General features: G+C 66.1%; 18 protein-coding genes. 7 read left to right on the forward strand and 11 right to left on the reverse strand.

All coding sequences use genetic code 11. The features are described from left to right. Positions 1–2: 2 nt before the first annotated feature. The 6 genes from KQ693_RS06325 (at position 3) to gcvPB (ending at position 7,006) form a co-directional block, all read left to right on the forward strand. Positions 3–947 (forward strand): DNA double-strand break repair nuclease NurA, encoded by a 945-nt coding sequence (locus KQ693_RS06325; protein ID WP_267262285.1) that lies wholly within the window; start codon positions 3–5, stop codon positions 945–947. Then, entirely contained in the window at positions 947–2,680 is a 1,734-nt protein-coding gene (locus tag KQ693_RS06330) for an ATP-binding protein (protein ID WP_015716595.1), read from the forward strand. The genes KQ693_RS06325 and KQ693_RS06330 overlap by 1 nt, the downstream gene beginning before the upstream one ends. Positions 2,681–2,696: 16 nt before the next feature. Then, the gene (gene gcvT, locus KQ693_RS06335; RefSeq protein WP_267262286.1) at positions 2,697–3,746 is read left to right on the forward strand and encodes a glycine cleavage system aminomethyltransferase GcvT; all 1,050 of its coding nucleotides are present in this window, start codon (positions 2,697–2,699) and stop codon (positions 3,744–3,746) included. Between the two features lie 18 nt (positions 3,747–3,764). Continuing rightward, positions 3,765–4,151 carry a glycine cleavage system protein GcvH gene (gcvH, locus tag KQ693_RS06340; RefSeq protein WP_015716597.1) on the forward strand — a complete coding sequence of 129 codons (387 nt, stop codon included), beginning with the start codon at positions 3,765–3,767 and terminating at the stop codon, positions 4,149–4,151. A gap of 117 nt (positions 4,152–4,268) precedes the next feature. Beyond that, complete coding sequence (gcvPA, locus tag KQ693_RS06345; protein ID WP_267262287.1) at positions 4,269–5,585, forward strand: aminomethyl-transferring glycine dehydrogenase subunit GcvPA; 1,317 nt, start codon at positions 4,269–4,271, stop codon at positions 5,583–5,585. Continuing rightward, complete coding sequence (gene gcvPB / locus KQ693_RS06350) at positions 5,582–7,006, forward strand: aminomethyl-transferring glycine dehydrogenase subunit GcvPB (protein ID WP_267262288.1); 1,425 nt, start codon at positions 5,582–5,584, stop codon at positions 7,004–7,006. The genes gcvPA and gcvPB overlap by 4 nt, the downstream gene beginning before the upstream one ends. A gap of 49 nt (positions 7,007–7,055) precedes the next feature. Here gcvPB and KQ693_RS06355 read toward each other — a convergent pair whose 3' ends face one another. The 10 genes from KQ693_RS06355 to KQ693_RS06400 all read right to left on the reverse strand — a co-directional run bounded on the left by KQ693_RS06355 (position 7,056) and on the right by KQ693_RS06400 (position 15,953). Then, positions 7,056–7,487 (reverse strand): rhodanese-like domain-containing protein, encoded by a 432-nt coding sequence (locus KQ693_RS06355; protein WP_234944443.1) that lies wholly within the window; start codon positions 7,485–7,487, stop codon positions 7,056–7,058. Between the two features lie 43 nt (positions 7,488–7,530). Next, positions 7,531–8,292, reverse strand: a complete 762-nt coding sequence (locus tag KQ693_RS06360; RefSeq protein ID WP_267262289.1) for a polysulfide reductase NrfD family protein — start codon at positions 8,290–8,292, stop codon at positions 7,531–7,533. Then, on the reverse strand, positions 8,285–8,872 hold the full coding sequence (locus KQ693_RS06365) for a 4Fe-4S dicluster domain-containing protein (RefSeq protein WP_267262290.1): 588 nt from the start codon (positions 8,870–8,872) through the stop codon (positions 8,285–8,287). Before KQ693_RS06365 ends, KQ693_RS06360 begins: the two co-directional genes overlap by 8 nt. Continuing rightward, on the reverse strand, positions 8,872–11,169 hold the full coding sequence (locus KQ693_RS06370; protein WP_267262291.1) for a molybdopterin-dependent oxidoreductase: 2,298 nt from the start codon (positions 11,167–11,169) through the stop codon (positions 8,872–8,874). Before KQ693_RS06370 ends, KQ693_RS06365 begins: the two co-directional genes overlap by 1 nt. Next, on the reverse strand, positions 11,147–11,668 hold the full coding sequence (locus KQ693_RS06375; RefSeq protein WP_267262292.1) for a TorD/DmsD family molecular chaperone: 522 nt from the start codon (positions 11,666–11,668) through the stop codon (positions 11,147–11,149). Before KQ693_RS06375 ends, KQ693_RS06370 begins: the two co-directional genes overlap by 23 nt. 140 nt (positions 11,669–11,808) lie before the next feature. Continuing rightward, on the reverse strand, positions 11,809–12,405 hold the full coding sequence (locus KQ693_RS06380) for a response regulator (protein ID WP_267262293.1): 597 nt from the start codon (positions 12,403–12,405) through the stop codon (positions 11,809–11,811). After that, the gene (locus KQ693_RS06385; RefSeq protein ID WP_267262294.1) at positions 12,402–13,367 is read right to left on the reverse strand and encodes a sensor histidine kinase; all 966 of its coding nucleotides are present in this window, start codon (positions 13,365–13,367) and stop codon (positions 12,402–12,404) included. The genes KQ693_RS06380 and KQ693_RS06385 overlap by 4 nt, the downstream gene beginning before the upstream one ends. A 61-nt stretch (positions 13,368–13,428) precedes the next feature. Continuing rightward, positions 13,429–14,313, reverse strand: a complete 885-nt coding sequence (gene ribF, locus KQ693_RS06390) for a riboflavin biosynthesis protein RibF (RefSeq protein ID WP_267262295.1) — start codon at positions 14,311–14,313, stop codon at positions 13,429–13,431. Beyond that, entirely contained in the window at positions 14,291–14,779 is a 489-nt protein-coding gene (locus KQ693_RS06395; RefSeq protein ID WP_267262297.1) for an NUDIX domain-containing protein, read from the reverse strand. Before KQ693_RS06395 ends, ribF begins: the two co-directional genes overlap by 23 nt. 58 nt (positions 14,780–14,837) lie before the next feature. Beyond that, entirely contained in the window at positions 14,838–15,953 is a 1,116-nt protein-coding gene (locus tag KQ693_RS06400) for a hypothetical protein (protein WP_267262298.1), read from the reverse strand. Positions 15,954–16,098: 145 nt separating this feature from the next. Between KQ693_RS06400 and KQ693_RS06405 the strand changes: the two genes are divergently transcribed. Beyond that, positions 16,099–16,611 carry a 2'-5' RNA ligase family protein gene (locus KQ693_RS06405; RefSeq protein WP_267262299.1) on the forward strand — a complete coding sequence of 171 codons (513 nt, stop codon included), beginning with the start codon at positions 16,099–16,101 and terminating at the stop codon, positions 16,609–16,611. On the opposite strand, the gene rpoD is transcribed toward KQ693_RS06405, so the two are convergent. Continuing rightward, positions 16,608–17,900, reverse strand: a complete 1,293-nt coding sequence (gene rpoD / locus KQ693_RS06410) for an RNA polymerase sigma factor RpoD (protein ID WP_267262300.1) — start codon at positions 17,898–17,900, stop codon at positions 16,608–16,610. The genes KQ693_RS06405 and rpoD overlap by 4 nt on opposite strands. Between the last annotated feature and the right edge of the window lie 139 nt (positions 17,901–18,039).

The following is an 18,039-nucleotide window of genomic DNA, read 5'->3' on the forward strand; positions in this document are numbered from 1 at the left end:
GCATGGCCTGGCGGCTTTACGCCCTGGATCTTTCCCGCCTCGAGGGCACGGCAGGGGAAGTTCTTCCTGGGGCCCCGGAAGGCGCTGAGGAGGGCTACCCTGCCAGCTTCCAGCCCCTGGAGGAGCCATGGGAGGCCAGAAGGGCTGATCCGGTGCCCTGGCCCGAGCCCCTTTACTTCGTGGACGGCCGGGAGCGGGGGGAGGCGGTGCTTTCCGACGGGAGGAGGCTTGCCCTCTTGGGATGCGTGGCCGCCGGCGCCGTGGTTTATCAGCAAGGGAATATGCGCCTGCTGGAAACCAGGGTGCGCCGGGTGGGGGTGGGGTTGGAGGAGGCCTTGCGCCTGGGGGAGCTGGTGTACGAACCCCTGCCCCTCGAGGGCCCTCCAAGCCCGGGGGACGTCCTCACGGCCCTTCAGGAGGGTTTGCGGAAGGCCAGGACCCTCTTGGAGGAAAAGCTGGCCGGAGCCCTCACGGGAGGCCTTCTCGTGGTGGACGGTCCCGTGCGCTTAAGGCGGCAGGGCCCGGTTTTGGGGTACATCAAGACCCACTGGGCCCGTTACCTCCCCGAGGACAGGGAAGCCCTCCTCTCCACCCTGAAGCCCGGGGAGCGCACCCCCATGTTTAGGGTGCGCCGGAAGGGACAGGAACTGGCCAGCTGGTACCTGCGCCTGCCCCTGCCCCCGGAGGGGGTGCGCCCGCCGGAAAGCGGGCTTCTGCGGGTGGAAACCCCGCTACAGGGGGATTTCGGCGCCCTGGCGGACCTGTCCTTAAGCCTCTTTCCCGCCCTAGCCTCCCACCCGGTGAAGGACCCCAGGGCCCCGCAGAACCTTCTGCCCGTTGGCGGGCTTGAGCGGGAGCTGGCCCGCAGGATGGGGAGCCGCGAGGTGGTGGCCCGCATCCTTGCCCGGCACCAGGATAGCCTGTCGGCGGATCAGGGAGGTGGTTGATGGAGCGCATCGGGGTGGTGTTGGGCAGGCGGGAGGCCACCCCCCTGGAGTTCTGGGTGGGGGTGGAGGGGGAGGGCCTTCTGCGCCTGGACGACCTGGTGGTGGTGGAGGGGTTCCACCCCAAGGTGGGCAAGGTGCGCTACTTCGGCATGGTGGACCTGGTGGCCAAGGCCCACGAGGGGGAAAGCTTTGACACCGATGTCTTCTTGGCGGTGCAGGGGAAGATCCCCGTGAGCCTGGCCTACGTGGCCCACGTGAGCGTGACCCGCATCGTGCCCGAGGAGTTTTTCCCCCCCGATCCCGGCTCCGCTGTGTACCTGGCCCGGGGGGAGGACCTGGAGCTTGCCCTTTACTACGACGCCATGAAAAACCAAAGGGGAAGCACCAAGCTTCCTGCGGGGTTTTTAAAAAGCGGGGAGGTGGCCTACCTGAACCTGGAGTTCCTGAACGGGGTGAAGGGGGGGCACGTGAACATCTCGGGCATCAGCGGGGTGGCGGCCAAGACCAGCTACGCCACCTTCCTCCTGAAAAGCCTTTTGGAAAGCGGGGTCCTCGAGGAGGCCCACCAGGCCCGGGTGCTCCTCTTCAACGTGAAGGGGGAGGACCTCCTCTTCCTGGACAAGCCGAACCTAAGGCTTTCCGAGGAGGCCAAGGAGGAGTACCGCCGCCTGGGCCTTCCCCCCACCCCCTTTGGGAGCGTGCGCTTCCTGGCCCCGCCCAAGAAGGGAGAGGAGGGGATTCTCCCCGATGTGGAAACCCGTCTGGAGGGGGTGAAGGCCTACCATTGGGACCTGGTGCAGTTTGCCCAGAAGGGGCTTCTCCCCTTCCTCTTCACCGATAAGGGGGCCCTCACCAACCTGGGCTTCCTGGTGGCCCACGTGACGGAGAAGCTGAGGCGGCTTGCGGAGGGGCAGAAGGGGCCCCACCTCCTGGTGGCGGACTGGCCCGGAGGGGAGCTTCCCGAGGACATCACCTTTGACGACCTGGGCAGGGTGCGGTTGAAAAGTTTCGCCGACCTGGTGCGCTACCTGGAGTACAAGCTTTTGGGCCCCGAGACGGGGGAAGGGGAGGGGGACCGGACCTGGGTCGCCCGCCAGGCCCGGGGGACCCTCGAGGCCTTTGTCCGGCGCCTCCGTTCAAGCGTGGAGAACGTGGGCCACCTGGTTCGGGGAGACCGCAAGGGCAATCCCCCGGACCCCCTGGAAGGAGGGGAACAGGTCCACGTGGTGGACCTGGCCAAGCTCTCCCCCCAGGGCCAGATGTTCGTGGTGGGGAGCCTTCTTTCCGACCTCTTCGCCAAAAAGGAGCGGGGCCAGTACCGGGGCCGGGTTTTCGTGGTGCTGGACGAGCTCAACAAGTACGCTCCCCGGGACGAGGAAAGCCCCATCAAGGACGTGCTCCTGGACATCGCCGAACGGGGCCGCTCCTTAGGGGTGATCCTCATCGGGGCCCAGCAGACCGCCAGCGAGGTGGAGCGGAGGGTGGTGGGCAACGCCGCCATCCGGGTGGTGGGAAGGCTGGATGCCGCCGAGGCCGAGCGGCCCGAGTACCGCTACCTTCCCACCTCCTTCCGCCAGCGGGCTCTGATCCTGCCCCAGGGGATGGTGATCCTGCACCAGCCGGAGATCCCCGTGCCCCTATTGGTGCGCTTTCCCTTCCCGGCCTGGGCCACCAAGCGGGAGGAGGTCCTGGAGGACAACTCCGCCGAGGCCTTGAGGAGGGAGTTCTTTTAGTAGGATGGGGCTTGCCATGAAGAAGACCCCGCTTTACCAAGCCCACCTGCGCCACGGGGGGCGCATGGTGGAGTTTGCCGGCTACGCTTTGCCCCTGCAGTACACCTCCATCGTGGAGGAGCACCTGGCGGTGCGCCGGGGGGCTGGGCTTTTCGACGTGAGCCACATGGGGGAGTTCCTCATCCAGGGCAGGGAGGCCCTGGCCTTCCTCCAGTGGGCCACGGCCAACGATGCCGCCAAGCTAAAAGTGGGCCGGGCCCAGTACTCCATGCTCCCCAACGCCCGAGGGGGGGTGGTGGACGACATCTACCTGTACCGGCTCGCCGAGGAGGAGTACCTCATGGTGGTGAACGCCGCCAACATCGCCAAGGACTTCGCCCACCTGAAGGAGCTCTCCCGGGGCTTTGCCGTGGAGCTCACCGACCTCTCCGAGGAAACCGCCCTCCTGGCCCTGCAGGGTCCCAAGGCGGCTTCCCTCCTCCAGGGCTTGGCCGACGCCGACCTTTCCCAAAGGAAAAAGAACGACGTGTTCAGCGCCCGGGTGGCGGGCCGGCCTGCCCGCCTGGCCCGCACCGGGTACACGGGGGAGGATGGCTTTGAGCTGTTCCTGGCCCCGGGGGATGTGGAAGGTGTTTTTGAAGCCCTTCTGGAGGCGGGGGCGACCCCTGCGGGCCTGGGAGCCCGGGACACCCTGAGGCTGGAGGCGGGGTTTCCCCTTTACGGCCACGAGCTTACCGACGACACCAACCCCCTGTGCACCCCCTGGGCCTGGGTGGTGAAGAAGGAGAAGGATTTCCACGGCAAGGAGGCGATGCTGTCCACGCCGTGCGCTGAGAAACTCATCGGCCTGGTGCTGGAGGCGGGGATTCCCCGGGAGGGGTATAGGGTATACTCCGGCGACCGGGCGGTGGGCCGGGTGACCAGCGGGGGTTATTCTCCCCTCTTGGAAAAGGGCATCGCCCTGGCCTACGTGGAGAAGGAGGCGCAGGAGCCCTTCTTTGTGGAGGTTCGGGGGCGCAAGGCGGGGGCTTCCCTTAGCCCATTGCCCTTTGTGCCGCTAAAATAGCGGGGGTTAGGAGGCGCTATGGACATACCCAAGGACCGCTTTTACACCAAGACCCACGAGTGGGCCCTGCCCGAAGGGGACACGGTTTTGGTGGGCATCACCGACTACGCCCAGGATGCGCTCGGGGACGTGGTGTACGTGGAGTTACCCGAGGTGGGGCGCAAGGTGGAGAAGGGCGAGGCGGTGGCCGTGGTGGAGAGCGTGAAGACCGCCTCCGACATCTACGCCCCGGTATCGGGTGAGGTGGTGGAGGTGAACACCGCTTTGGAGAAGACCCCGGAGCTCATCAACCAGGACCCCTACGGGGAGGGCTGGATCTTCCGCATCCGTCCCTTGGACATGGGGCACCTGGATGACCTGCTGGATGCCGCCGGCTACCAGGAGGTCTTGGAGAGCGAAGGGTAAGGCGGCCGGTATGGCGAGCTCGGGGCTTTGGGGTGCCCGGATGTCCTTAGCCGGGCGGCAGAGCCCTTCTGTGGCCCCGGGTCAAATGGCCCGGGGGTTTTGTTTAAGGATGATCCTATGGACTACACGCCCCATACCGAGGAAGAGATCCAGGCCATGCTGGAACGGGTGGGGGCCGGAAACCTCGAGGACCTCTACCGGCACCTGCCAAAGGAGGTTTTAAACCCCGAGATTTCCCTGCCCGAGCCCTTGCCGGAGTGGGCGGTGCTGGAGGAGCTCAAGCGGCTTGCGGGGAAAAACAAGCCGGCCTTTAAGGCCTTTTTGGGGGGTGGGGTTCGTAGCCACCACACCCCGCCCGTGGTCCAGGCCCTGGCGAGCCGGGGGGAGTTTTTGACCGCCTACACCCCCTACCAGCCGGAGGTAAGCCAGGGGGTTTTGCAGGCCGCCTTTGAGTACCAGACCATGGTGGCGGAGCTTGCGGGCCTCGAGGTGGCCAACGCCTCCATGTACGACGGGGCCACTGCCCTGGCGGAGGGGGTCCTTCTGGCCTTGAGGGAAACGGGAAGGATGCGGGTCCTGGTTTCCCAGGGAGTGCACCCGGAGTACCGGGAGGTGCTCAGGAGCTATTTGGAGGCGGTGGGGGCGGAGCTCATCACCCTGCCCCTGGAAGAGGGCCGCACCCCCTTGGGGGAGGTGCCCGAGGGCACGGGGGCGGTGGTGGCGCAAAACCCCAACTACCTGGGGGCCCTGGAGGATCTCGCCCCCTTGGCGGAGAGGGCCCATGGGGTGGGAGCGCTTTTCGTGGCGGTGGCCGATCCCCTTTCCCTGGGGGTTCTGGAGCCCCCGGGGGCCTATGGGGCGGATATCGCCGTGGGGGATGGCCAGACCCTGGGCCTGCCCATGGGCTTTGGTGGGCCCCACTTCGGGTACCTGGCTACCCGGAAGGCCTTCGTGCGCCAGATGCCCGGACGGTTGGTTTCGGAAACCGTGGACGCCGAGGGGAAGCGGGGCTACATCCTCACCCTCCAGGCCCGGGAGCAGTACATCCGCCGGGCCAAGGCCAAGAGCAACATCACCACCAACGCCCAGCTCACCGCCCTCATGGGGGCCATGTACCTGGCGGCCTTGGGGCCTTTGGGGCTTAAGGAGGTGGCCCTGCAAAGCGTGGCCATGGCCCACCGCCTCTGGGAGATTCTTTTGGAGATCCCGGGGGTGGAGCCCTTCACCCCAAAGCCCTTCTTCAACGAGTTTGTTCTCAGGCTTCCCAAGGAACCCCAGGCGGTGCGGGAGGCCTTGGCGGCAAGGGGCTTCCACGCCGCCACCCCGGTGCCGAAGGAGTACGGGGAGAACCTCGCCCTCTTCGCCGCCACGGAGCTCCACCGGGAGGAGGACCTTTTGGCCCTACAAGCGGCCATGCGGGAGGTGTTGGCATGAGCTACCCCTTGATCTTTGAGCGAAGCCGCCCGGGAAGGCGGGGCCTGAGGCTGGTGGAGGAAACGCCTGAGGCCACCCGCTACATCCCGGAGAAGTTCTTGCGCAAGGCCCCACCCCGGCTTCCCGAGGTGGACGAGCTCACCCTGGTGCGCCATTACACGGGGCTTTCCCGCCGCCAGGTGGGGGTGGACACCACCTTCTACCCTCTGGGTAGCTGCACCATGAAGTACAACCCCAAGCTCCACGAGGAGGCGGTGCGGCTTTTCGCCGACCTGCATCCCTACCAGGATCCCAGGACCGTCCAGGGGGCCCTGGAGCTCATGTGGCAGCTTTCGGAGTACTTGAAGGCCCTCACGGGCATGGACGCCATCACCCTTGAGCCCGCCGCCGGAGCCCACGGGGAGCTTACCGGGATCCTCATCATCCGCGCCTACCACGAGGACCGGGGGGAGGGGAAAGAGAGGCGGCTGGTTCTGGTGCCGGATTCCGCCCACGGCTCCAACCCCGCCACCGCCAGCATGGCGGGGTACCAGGTGAAGGAGGTACCCTCGGGGCCGGATGGGGAGGTGGACCTCGAGGCCCTGAAACGGGAGCTTGGTCCCCACGTGGCCGCCATCATGCTCACCAACCCCAATACCCTGGGCCTTTTTGAGCGGCGCATCCTGGAGATCTCCCGCGTCAGCAAGGAGGCCGGGGTGCAGCTTTACTACGACGGGGCCAACCTGAACGCCATCATGGGCTGGGCCCGGCCGGGGGACATGGGCTTCGACGTGGTCCACCTGAACCTGCACAAGACCTTCACCGTGCCGCACGGGGGGGGTGGGCCGGGCTCGGGGCCCGTGGGGGTGAAAGCCCACCTGGCTCCCTACCTCCCCGTGCCCACGGTGGAGAGGGGCGAGGAGGGCTTCTACCTGAACTTTGACCTTCCCAAGAGCATCGGCCGGGTGCGGAGCTTTTACGGGAATTTCCTGGCCTTGGTGCGGGCCTGGGCCTACATCCGCACCCTGGGGCTAAAGGGCCTCAAGAAGGCGGCCGCCCTTTCCGTGCTCAACGCCCGTTACCTCAAGGAACTCCTCAAGGAAAAGGGGTACAAGGTGCCCTACGACGGCCCTTGCATGCACGAGTTCGTGGCCCAGCCCCCCCAGGGCTTCCGCACCCTGGACCTGGCCAAGGGGCTTTTGGAGATGGGCTTCCATCCCCCCACCGTCTACTTCCCCTTGATCGTCAAGGAAGCCCTGATGATCGAGCCCACGGAAACGGAGAGCAAGGAGACCCTCGAGGCCTTCGCCGAGGCCCTGGGGGAGCTTTTGCAAAAGCCCAGGGAGTGGCTGGAGGGAGCTCCCTACACCACCCCGGTGCGGCGGCTGGACGAGGTGCGGGCCAACAAGTACCCCAAGCTCACCTATTTTGACCGGGAATAAGGACCAAAGGGGGAGGGGCAAAGCCCCTCCCCGGTCTTTTGGCCACCGTTTACTTCTCCACGGGCAGGTTGGCCCCGGTCCAGGCCTTATAGCCTCCCAGGATGCTCTTCACGTTGTACCCCTGGCCGCGGAGGAAAACGAGGGCCATGGCGCCCCGGTGCCCGATGCCGCAGTAGACGATGATGGGCTTGCCCTTGGGGATCTCGCCGATCCGCTTGGGCAGGTCGCGGATGGGGATGTTGACGGCTCCGGGGATCCGGCCATCCTTGAACTCCGCAGGCTCCCGCACGTCCAGGATGAAGACATCGAGGGTGTCCATCATCTGCTTGGCGGCGGCGGGCTGGATGCCGTAGAAGTCGGCGGGCAGGGTGGCGAGGAAGTTCCCCACCTCCCGCACCGTGAGGGCGGAGAAGGTGGTGGTGGTCGCCTGCGCCAAGACCGGAAGGACCAAAAGAAGCCCGAACCAAGCCAATTTCCTCATGCCTTTCATGGTGCACCTCCTTGATTCCCCAGGGGGTTTCCCCCTAAAGGCCAAGCCCCTGCCACTGGCCCACGGCCACCAGAAGGGCCCTAAGGCCAGCGGCAGCCAAGAAAGCAGCCCAAGGGGCCAGGCTTTCCTTCCCGAAGGCCCCAAGCCCCAGGGCCAGGAATAGCCCATAAAGAACCCCCCCTTCCTCCCATAGGTGTCCCCGGGCCTCGAGGGTCAGGGTGAAGGGGTAAAGGAAGGCCAGCAAGAGGGAGGCCCCCAGGAGGATGCGCAAGGGGTATAAAGCCCAGGGGCTTTTCATAAGGACGGCCACCCCAAGCCCCAAGACCAGGGCGGTGAGGGGAAACAGCCCCGCCAGCAAGGCGTTCCAGAGGGGTCGGTTCAGGTTCACCGCCAGGGCCATGCCGGGGTAGGCCAGGGCCACCAGGCTGAAGGCCAAAAGGCCCCAGGCCAAAGGCTTGCTGGGTCCTTTCCCCAGGTACAGGAGCCCGGCAGACACGAAGGAGAGGGCCAGGCCCCAGGACCCCCACCAGATGGGGCTTGTGGGGTGGAAGGAGAGGAAAAGCCAGACGTGGGTGAAGCGGAAGCGGGCGGGGGATTCCGCCCAGAGCACGAAGAGGTCCAGGGCGATCAGGCCCAGGGCCCAAAGGGTATAGCGGCGGGCTTCCGGATGGCCCTTAAGGTGCAGCAGGGCTGTCAGGAAGGCCATACCTCCCGCCAGCCCCACCAGGATGAAGTGGAGAAGATTGGTCCAGTGCCAAAACTCCCCGGCGTTGGGAAGGCCGTAGAACTCAGTCATGGTGCACCTCCCTCTCCTGGGTGAGCCCCTTCTTGGAAGGGGCGTTCAGGTAGAAGAGCTTGGGCTTGGTACCCAGCTCGGGCCTCAACACATCCACCCGCCCGGCCTCCCTCAGGGCCCTGGACACCGGGCTTTCCGGGTCGTCCAGGTCTCCAAAGGTGCGGCAGAAGGTGGGGCACGTTTCCACGCAGGCGGGAAGCCGGCCCTGCTCTATCCGGTGAGCACAGAAGGTGCACTTGCTCACGTAGCCGGCCGGGTGCAGGTAGCGGGCATCGTAGGGGCAGGCGGCGATGCAGGCCCCGCAGGCGATGCACTTTTTCGGGTCCACCAGGACCAGGCCCTCTTGGGTTTGGTAGCTGGCCCCCGTGGGGCACACGGGTACGCAGGGTGGGTTTTCGCAGTGCAGGCACTGTTCGGGGCGGAACTCCACCACCAAATCGGGATAGGTACCTATCTCCCGCTCCCGGATCCAGAGGTTAAAGACCCCTGGGGGAACCTCGTTCTCCATCTTGCAGGCCACGGCGCAGGCGGCGCAGCCCACGCAGAGGCTAAGGTCTATGGCCATGGCGTAGCGGGGCATCACATCCTCCTTTCGTCAAAGGGGCGCTTGGCCAGGGCGGAGAGGCTGGGCAACCGGGGCTTTTCCGCCTTCTCCAGCTTGACGAAGTTGACCCGAAGCCCCGCCCCTCCGGAGATGGGGTCCAGCTTGTACCGGGTTTGCAGGTAGGTGTCGGAGGCTCCCCGGGCGTGGGCCACCCTCATGAGGGGGGCCTTGTGGCCGAAGCCGTGGACCAGGTAAACGCAGTCCTTCCGGATCCTTTCCGTGGCCTTGACCCGCACCGGGCCTTCCCTCACGCCGTCCTGGTTCTCCAGGATCACGTAATCCCCATCCTTCAGGCCCATCCTTCTGGCCTCTTCTCGATGGATCCAGACCTCGTTTTCCGGGTCCATTTCCATGAGGACCCAGTTGTTCTGGGTGCGGGCGAAGGTGTGCACGGGGCTTCGGCCGTAGAGGAGGCGGTAGAAGCCAGGGGGTGGCTCCTCGGGCGGGGTGAAGACGGGAAGGGGTTGGTGGCCCGCCTTCTTGAAAGCCTGGCAGTAGAGTTCGATCTTCCCCGAGGGGGTGCCGAAGGGAAGCCGGCCTTCCTTCTCCCAATCCTCCAGCCAGGGCTTGCCCTTTTGCACCAGGGTGCCCATGCCCTTCAGGGTTTCCAGGTCAAAGCCGATGCTCTGGAGGCGGGTGTCCAGGTATTCCTCAATGGTCTTCCAGGGGAAGAACTCGCCCAGGCCCAGGCGGATCCCCAGCTCCCGGGCGATCCACCAGCCGGGCTTGGTGTCAAAGAGGGGTTCGTGGGCGGGAACCCGAAGCTGGATGAAGGGGGTCTTATGGGCCACGGCCACCAGGTCGTCGTAGCGCTCCAGGTAGGTGGCCTCGGGCAGGATCACGTCGGCCCACATCACGTGCTCCTGGGGAAGGACATCTATGGCCACGTAGAGATCCAGCTTCTTGAGGGCCTCCTTGGTGCGGGGCACGTTGGGGATGGAGTGGAACAGGTTGATCCCGTAGGCGAGGAGCCCCTTGATGGGGTAGGGCTCCCCGGTGATCATGGGCTCGAGGAGCTCCTGGATGGCGGTGGTGCGGGCGAAGAACTTACCCTTGTCGGCCCGGGGTTTAAACCCTTCGGGTTCGCGGTCCCCGCCAGCAGGGCCAGCACACCCTCCTGCGGCGGGTTCCAGGGGTAGGGGTGGGGTGGGGTACTTCTCCAGGTAGGGGCTTTGGGCGATGTAGAACCCGCCCTTGCGGCCGTAGTTGCCCAGGAGGACGTTCACGTAGTACAGGGCCATCATCCGGTAGGTGTCGTCCCCGTACCAGACGGTGTGCCGGGTGGGGGGGACGACCGCCTGGGGCTTGTGGGCCGCCATCTCCCGGGCCACCTGGCGGATGGTTTCGGCGGGGATCTCCGTGTGCTTCTCCGCCCATTCGGGGGTGAAGTCCTTCACGTGGGCCTTGAGTTCCTCAAAGCCCGTGGTGTACTTGGCCACGTACTCCTTGTCGTAGAGGTCCTCGTAGATGAGGACGTGGATCCAGGCCAGGAGCAAGGCGGTGTCGGTGCCCGGCTTGATGGGAAGCCACAGGTGGGCCTTGGCGGCGGCGGTGGAGAAGCGGGGGTCCACCACCACCACCTTGGCTCCCCGCTTCAGGGCCAGGGCGAAGTCCTGAAGCTGGGTGTTGTGGGTATCCTCCCCGATGTGGTGGCCGATGAGGACGATGTAGCGGGCGTTTTCCCAGTCGATGGGTTCATGCCCGCCGATGGGCCGGCCGAAGACCCATTGGGCGGCCGTTTCCCTGGGGGCGGTGCAGATGGCCACGGAGGGCTTGGCGGCGTTGGGGCTACCCCAGGCGGCGGGGAGGAAGTCCACGAACCAGGAATCCCCCGTGCCGTGGCCGAAGAAGGCGATGGCCTCGGGGCCGTATTCCTCCTTGATCTTCAGCATTTTCTCGGCCACATAGTCCAGGGCTTCCTCCCAGGTGGCCACCCGGTACTTGCCCTCGCCCCGCTGGCTTCCCTCCACCCGGATCAGGGGGCGCTTGAGCCGGTCGGGGTCGTAGGTGGTCTGGGGCATGCCCTGGCCCCGGGGGCAGAGCCGACCCCGGCTTTTGGGATTGGCCTCGTAGCCCTCCACCTTGTACACCCGGTTCCCCACCGCATGGGCCACGATGCCGCACCGCCAGAAGCATCCCTCGCAGATCTGGTAGACGCTTTTAACCTCCTGCCGGTACCAAGGGGCCTTGAGGGCCTTGGCGGGGCCACTTCCCTTAAGGGCCAGGGCACCTGCGGCCAGGGTGCTAAGCTTAAGAAACTCCCGTCTTTGCATGGATGGCCTCCTGCAAAAGGTCCACCAGGGTGGCGTAAAACCCCGTGGGGTCGTGGGTTCTCACCTGGGGGCCAAAGCGGTCCAGCCAGGGCTTGAGGAACTCCCGGGCAAGCCTCTTTGCCAGATGGGGGTTTTTTCCCGCCAAGAGGGCGATGGCCTCCCCGATGGCGGCGATGTGGTCGGGCAGGTCCCGCCAGGTGGCCTGCACCTCGAGGCCTCCTTCCCGGTAGAGCTCCTGGAGGCGGTGGAAGGAGGGGCCGAAGAGCTCCCCATCCAGGGCATAGCCCGCATAGGGCGGGGCGGGAAGCCCCTCGGGGTGGGTGACGAAGAGGGCGGTGTAGGCGGCCTGGAGTTCCCTGGGCGCCACCTTGGGCAGGGCCACGGGGTGGCCGGTAAGTTCCTCCAGGGCTTCCTCCAGGGTGCCCGCATAGAGCTCCCGGAAGAGGGCCTCTCCCGGCGGGGAGAAGAAGCTCGCCGTGACCCAGCCCAAGAGTTCCATGCCTCACCTCCTGGGCTTAAGATAGGGCTTGCCTTCTCTTTCACAAGACAGAGGGTTTTACCCGTGTCTGTCGGAAGATTTCCTAGGGCAAATGTCCTTGGGAAGGATGTTCCAAACAGGGTCAGGGGCTTGGGGCTGCCCTAGGCCAGGCCCTGTTCCCGGGCCCAGCGCACCAGGTCGGGGGTGTCCATGAGCCCCAGCTTGTTCAGGGCCCGCCCCTTGTAGGTGGAGGCGGTCTTCACGGAAATCCCCAGGCGCTCGGCCACCTGGGAGAGGGTGTAGCCCTGGGTCAGAAGGGCCACCACCGCCCGCTCCCTGTCCGAAAGAACCTCGGGTCCCGGTTCCGCCTGCCCCTCCAGAAGCGCCTCGGTCAGGCTGGGGTGGAGGTAGCGGAGGCCCCTTCCCAGGCGCTCCAGAGCCTCCAGAAGATCCTGGTCCAAAGCATGTTTGGGCAGGTATCCCTTGGCCCCCAGGGCGAAGGCCCGGGCCACGTAGGCGGGCTCGTCGTGCATGGAAACCACCAGGACCTTGGCCCTTTTGGCCAGGTGGGGGAGGGCCTCGAGGCCCCCCATGCCCGGCAGGTTCAGGTCCAAAAGGACCAGCTCGGCCTCCCAGGGTGCGGCCAGGGCTTCCTCCGCCCGGGCGAACTCCGCCACCACCTGGTGGCCGTCTTCCTCCAGGAGAAGGCGAAGGCCCTTGCGCACCAGGTGGTGGTCCTCCACCAAAACCACCCTCATAGGGGCACCCCGAACTCCACCTCCGTGCCCTGGCCGGGCTTGCTGTAGAGGGCGAAGCTTCCCCCCAGGCTTTGGATGCGTTCCTGCATGCCCAAAAGCCCCACGGAGGGGGGGGTTATTTCGGGGTCAAACCCCCGGCCGTCATCCCTCACCACGCCGAAGAGGCGATCCCCCTCTTGCCAGAGGCGCACGGATACCCGCCGGGCTTGGGCATGGCGCAGGACATTGGTCAGGGCCTCCTGCACCACGCGGAAGAGGGCCACTTCCTTCTCCTTGGGCAGGCGGGGTAGGTCCAGCTCAGCCTCCACCTGAAGGCCATGTTGGCGGTATTCCTCCAGGTAGCGGGACAGGGCTTCCTTAAGCCCCAGATCGTCCAGAAGGGGCATGCGGAGTTCCCGGGAAAGCCGCCGGACCTCCTCGAGGGCCTCCGCCACCCGTTTGCGGGCCTCGGGGAGCTTCTCGGGGTGCTTTTCCGCCACCTTCAGGGTGAGGAGGGCGGCGGTGAGGAGGCTTCCTACCCCGTCGTGAAGCTCCCGGCCCACCCGGCGCCTTTCCTCCTCCTGGGTGGCCAGGAGCCTCCCCGCCAGCTCCAGCCCCGGGCGCTTCAGGGCCAGGAGGAGGAGGGAAGGAAGGGCCTCGGGGGCTTCTCGGCCTTCGTGGAGGCTCAACACCACCACCGCCAGGGTCTTTTCCCCCTGCTTCACCGGAATGGCCACGAAGGATCCCTCCTTCACCGCCTCTCCCCGCCTCAGGGCTTCCTCGGCCAGGGGACGGGAGCGGGCCACCAGGGGACAGGTGGTCCGGCAGGCCTGCATCTGGAAAAGGGAGAGGCCCTCGCCCACCCAGTAGGCCTCGCCGCAGCGGATGATCCCCACCTCCTCCAGGGCCGCCAGGGCGCGGCGAAAGACCTCCTGCCTCCCCCGGGCGCTCACCAAGGCCTCGGCCAAGCCTCTGCAGTCCACAACTCCAGCCTATCCGGGCCCCACCGGGAAGGATGTCCCCGAAACGGGTTTTATGGGCTACCTAGAGGCCAAAGTAAGCGCGGGCCGAGGCCACGTCCTTGGCGATCTGGGCCTTGAGCTCCTCGAGGCTATCGAAGCGTTTCTCCTCCCGCAGGCGCTTGAGGAAGGACAGGCGCATCTCCTCCCCGTAAAGCTCCCCGGCAAAGCCCAGAAGGTGCACCTCGAGCCTTCTTTCCATACCGTTTACCGTGGGCCTCGTGCCCACGTTGGCCACCCCCTTGTAGCGGCCAAAGGATCCCTGGGCCTCCACGGCGAACACCCCTGGGGGGAGGATCTTCTGGGGGTGAACGGCCAGGTTGGCGGTGGGAAAGCCCAGCTTCCTCCCAAGCTTGTCCCCTTCCACCACCACCCCGTAGGCCCCGTAGGGCCGGCCCAGGAGGTGACGGGCCTCCTCCACCCGGCCCTCTTGCAGAAGGGCGCGGATGCGGCTGCTCTTCACCGGCTCCCCTCCCAGGGTTAAAAGGGGAACGATGCGCACTGGGGCCACCTGGGCCAGGTCCCCGGGGCCCCCGCCCCGGCCCTTGCCGAAGCGGAAATCCTCCCCCACGTAGATGCGGCTGGCTCCAAGCCTTCTGAGGTCCTCCAAAAACTCCCCCGCCTCCCTTTGGGCGAAGGCTTCGTTAAAGGCCACCGCCAGGATCAGCTCCACCCCGAGGGCCCTGAGGGCCTCCACCTTCTCCGTGAGGTCCATCAGGAACCCCTCTCCCCGGGTGAAGACCTTGGTGGGGGGGTCAAAGGTGTAGACCAGAAGGGGCTGGTGGAGGCTCTTGGCCTCGGCCAGGGCCTGGTGGAGGAGATGCTGGTGGCCCAGGTGTACCCCGTCGAAGGAGCCCACCGCCACCACCTTGGCCCCCTTGGGAACGTCAGCGACCTCGGAGAAAAGCATGGTAGTAAAGCACGCCCACCAGGCCGGTGGCGGAAAACTCCACCTCGCCCTTTTGGTGCATCGCTAAGGCCCTTTCCGGCTCCAGCCAGACCACCTCGATCTCCTCGTCTTCGTCCGGCGCGGCCTGGGTTTCCCGCAGGTTGCTGGCCAAAAAGACGTGGGTCTTTTCGTCGGTGAAGCCCGGGGACACGTAGTAGCTGAAAAGGGGCGCAAGGTCCCCCGCAAGCCCAGTTTCCTCGGCCAGCTCCCGACGGGCAGCCTCCAGGGGGTCCTCCCCGGGTTCTATAAGCCCCGCGGGGATCTCCAAGGGAGCCAGGCCCACCGCCGGACGGTGCTGGCGCACGAAGAGCATCCTTCCATCCCGCACGGCCACAATGGCCACCGCGGGCTTGTGCTCCACGATCTCGTAACGGCCTTCCAGGGCCAGGCTCAGGATGCGGCCCCGGTAGAGGTAGGTGCGACTCACGTCCCCATGTTAAGGCCAAAAGCCCCGGGGGAAACCCCCCGGGGCCACCACACGGGGATTACTGAAGGGCGTTCAGGGTGGCCAGGAGGACGGCGCGGGTGTAGGTGGGGTTATGCACGCCCTTGGAGCCGTCGTTTTCCAGGAGGAGGTAGTTCCAGCTGGCCCGGACGATGGGGTCCTTGGTGGCGAAGACCGGCTGGCCCTTCTCGTCCCGGATGTCCCCAAGCTGGCTGTAGAGCACGGTGCCGTCGGTGAGCGTCATCTTGAAGGCGATCTGCCCGGCGATGGAGGTGATGTCCACCCGGTAAACCGGAGCCTTGACGGGGGTGTTGGGGGTGAACTGGCCGGTTTCGGGGTTGTAGGCCCGCACGGTCTTGATGCGGTCCCTTACCGCCAGCACCCGGGCGTTCACCTTGCTGCGCAGCAGGGAGAGGAGGTGGGCGGTGTTTTCCTGGACCATTTCCTTGGTGTACTTGGTGCCGTGGCAGGAGGCGCAGAGGTTCTCCGGGGTCTTGAGGGTGTGGCTGGAGTACTCCCCGGTCCCCGCCAGGCTCATGTGGCAGGTGGAGCAGGCGTTCCCCGTGAAGAAGGCGTGGGGGTTGGGCCACTCCTTGGTGTCGTCCACGAAGAAGGCGTTCTTGCCCAGGATCACGTCCCCCTGGCTCGAGGCGTGGGGATAGGTGTAGCGGCCCGGGTCCTCGGCGTTCCAGGTGATGCGGCCGTTTCGGGTGTTGTGACAGGCGATGCACAAAGCAGCGTTGCCCACGGCCGTGGCCTTAAACCCCGAGGGAAGCATGGGGGTGTCGTTGGCCAGGCGCAGATCCCCGTCCTCGTCGTGGCAGGCCTTGCAGGTGACGGGCTTGACCTGGTCCCGGGTCAGGCCCAAGGACTTGAGGTAGTCCACGGTGGCCGGCTTGCCGTCCGGGCCCACCAGGTTCCCGGGGTTGCCCTTCTTGAGCTGGTCCAGCCAGGCGATGAAGCCCTGCTCGCTGTGGCAGCGGGCGCAGTGGGCGGCGCCCTCGGCCCGGGCCTCCACCGTGGCCACGCTCAGGGTTTTGGCCCCCATCAGCCCGTTGTTGTGGGCGCTCTGCTCCCACTCCTTTTGGATGGCCTCCTTGTTGGACAGGGCCACCATCAAGCCAAGGGCCAGCAGGGCCAGTAGGGCTCTTTTCATAAACGCCACCTCCTTACGAGGATAGCTCACACCCCTGTTAACACCTAAGTCAAGGGTAATATGTCCCGGGGAGCGGGGTTGACGGAGGGTTTCCTCGAGTCAGCCCGAAAAGGGCTTGGGTAGGCCCAGCGGGTATACTGGCGGCGTGTACGGGGTGTTGGTGTGGCCCCCGGAGGACCTGAGGCGTTTCCTGGAGGAGCTTCAGGCCCTTCACGGGATCAGGGGCTTCGGCCCCCCGCACCTTAACCTGCGCCAGCCCTTTGACTGGCCCTATGAGGAGGAGGCCTTGAGGATCGCCCTTGCGGGCATTCTTCGGGGGCACGCGCCCTTTCGCCTGCGCCTCGGGAGGTGGGGGTATTTCCCCCAGGGGGTGGTCTACCTGAGGGCCTACGGGGGCACTCCCTTCCGGCGCCTCTACCACGCCCTGGAACCCTTGGCCCCGCCCCTGAAGGAGATCGAAGGGCCCAGCTACCTGCCCCACATCACCCTGGCCCTGGGGCTATCTGAGGAGGAGGCAAGGAGGCTGGCGCAGGAGCTTCCCGCTCCCCAAAGGCGCTCCTTCTTGGTGAAGGAAGTGGCCTTGGTGCGGGATGAAGACGAGGGCCACCTCCAGGAGGTGGCCCGTTTCCCCCTTGGTGTGGGGCGGGGTCTTGGCTAATCCAGGAAGTCCCTGAGCTTCCGGGTGCGGGACTCGTGGTACTTGAGCTTCCTCAGGGCCTTGTTCTCAATCTGGCGGATGCGCTCCCGGGTGACCCCGAAGTAGGCCCCCACCTCCTCGAGGGTGTGCTCCCGCCCGTCAATCAGCCCTTTGCGGAGTTTCAGCACCATGGCCTCGCGCTCGGAAAGCTTGGAGAGGGCCTTTTCCAGTTCCTCAGCCAGGAGGCTCTGGGCGGCGGCGTCCACGGGGGAGGGAAGGTTCTCGTCGGGGATGAAGTCCCCGTAGAAGCTGTCCTTTTCGTCCCCGATGGGGGTTTCCAGGGAAACCGGTTCCTGGGCGATCTTGAGGGTTTCCTCCACCCGCTTGGCGTCCCAGCCCGGGCCCATGGCCTCGGCGATCTCCTCGTAGGTGGGCTCGCGGCCCAGTTCCTGCTGGAGGGAACGGGCGGTGCGGGAGAGCTTGTTGATGGTCTCCACCATGTGGACGGGGATGCGGATGGTGCGGGCCTGGTCGGCGATGGCCCGGTTGATGGCCTGGCGAATCCACCAGGTGGCGTAGGTGGAGAACTTGAAGCGCCGCTTGTACTCGAACTTCTCCACGGCCCGGATGAGGCCCTGGTTGCCCTCCTGGATCAGGTCCAGGAAGGAGAGCCCGCGGCCGGTGTACTTCTTGGCGATGGACACCACCAGCCTCAGGTTGGCCTCTATGAGGTGCTGCCTGGCGGCCTCCCCCTCGCGGGCGAGGTGCAGGTAGCGCTTAAGCTCCTTGGGGAGGCTCTTCAGCTTGGCGTCCACCTCGTCCACCGTCTTGGGATCCAGCTTTTCCCTGAGGCCAGGAATCTGGCTAATGCGGGCCGCGCCCAGGATCTTGGCCCGCACCACCTCCCGGATCAGGTCCTGGTCCAGCCCCGTGGCCTCGGAGAGCTTTTTGATGGCCTCCATCCCCTCCTCCACCTTCCTGGCCAGCTCGATCTCCTCCTCCAGGGTGAGGAGGGGGACCTGGCCGATCTCGTGCAGGTACTGGCGCACGGGATCGGAGGTGGAAACCTTGGGCAGGGCAAGCTCCTCCTCTTCCTCGAAGAGCTCCTCGCCCAGGTACTCCGGGGAGGGGCCTTCCTCGGGCAGAAGGAGGTCATCGGCTTCCAGGTAGCTCTCGTCCGCCATGGGATCCAGGGGCTCGTCCAGGAAGATCTCGGGGGCGAGTTCGGGCTCCTCCACCTCGAGGTGGGGTTCTTCCGGAGCCTCCTCCAGGTAGCTTCCTTGGAGGGGATCCTTGGCCTCGGGTGCCATTTCCTCCTCGTGAGGGATTTCCTCTTTGACCTCCAGGGGGGTCGGTGGGGCCTTCTTCCGGTGTTTCGAGGAGGCTCCTCCGGAGCCGGCTTTGGCCGAGGAGGCCTCAGGGGATTTCTCCATGGCGTTTATGGATTCT

Origin of the sequence: Thermus brevis, from assembly GCF_026427635.1 — a bacterium.
GTDB lineage: Bacteria > Deinococcota > Deinococci > Deinococcales > Thermaceae > Thermus > Thermus antranikianii.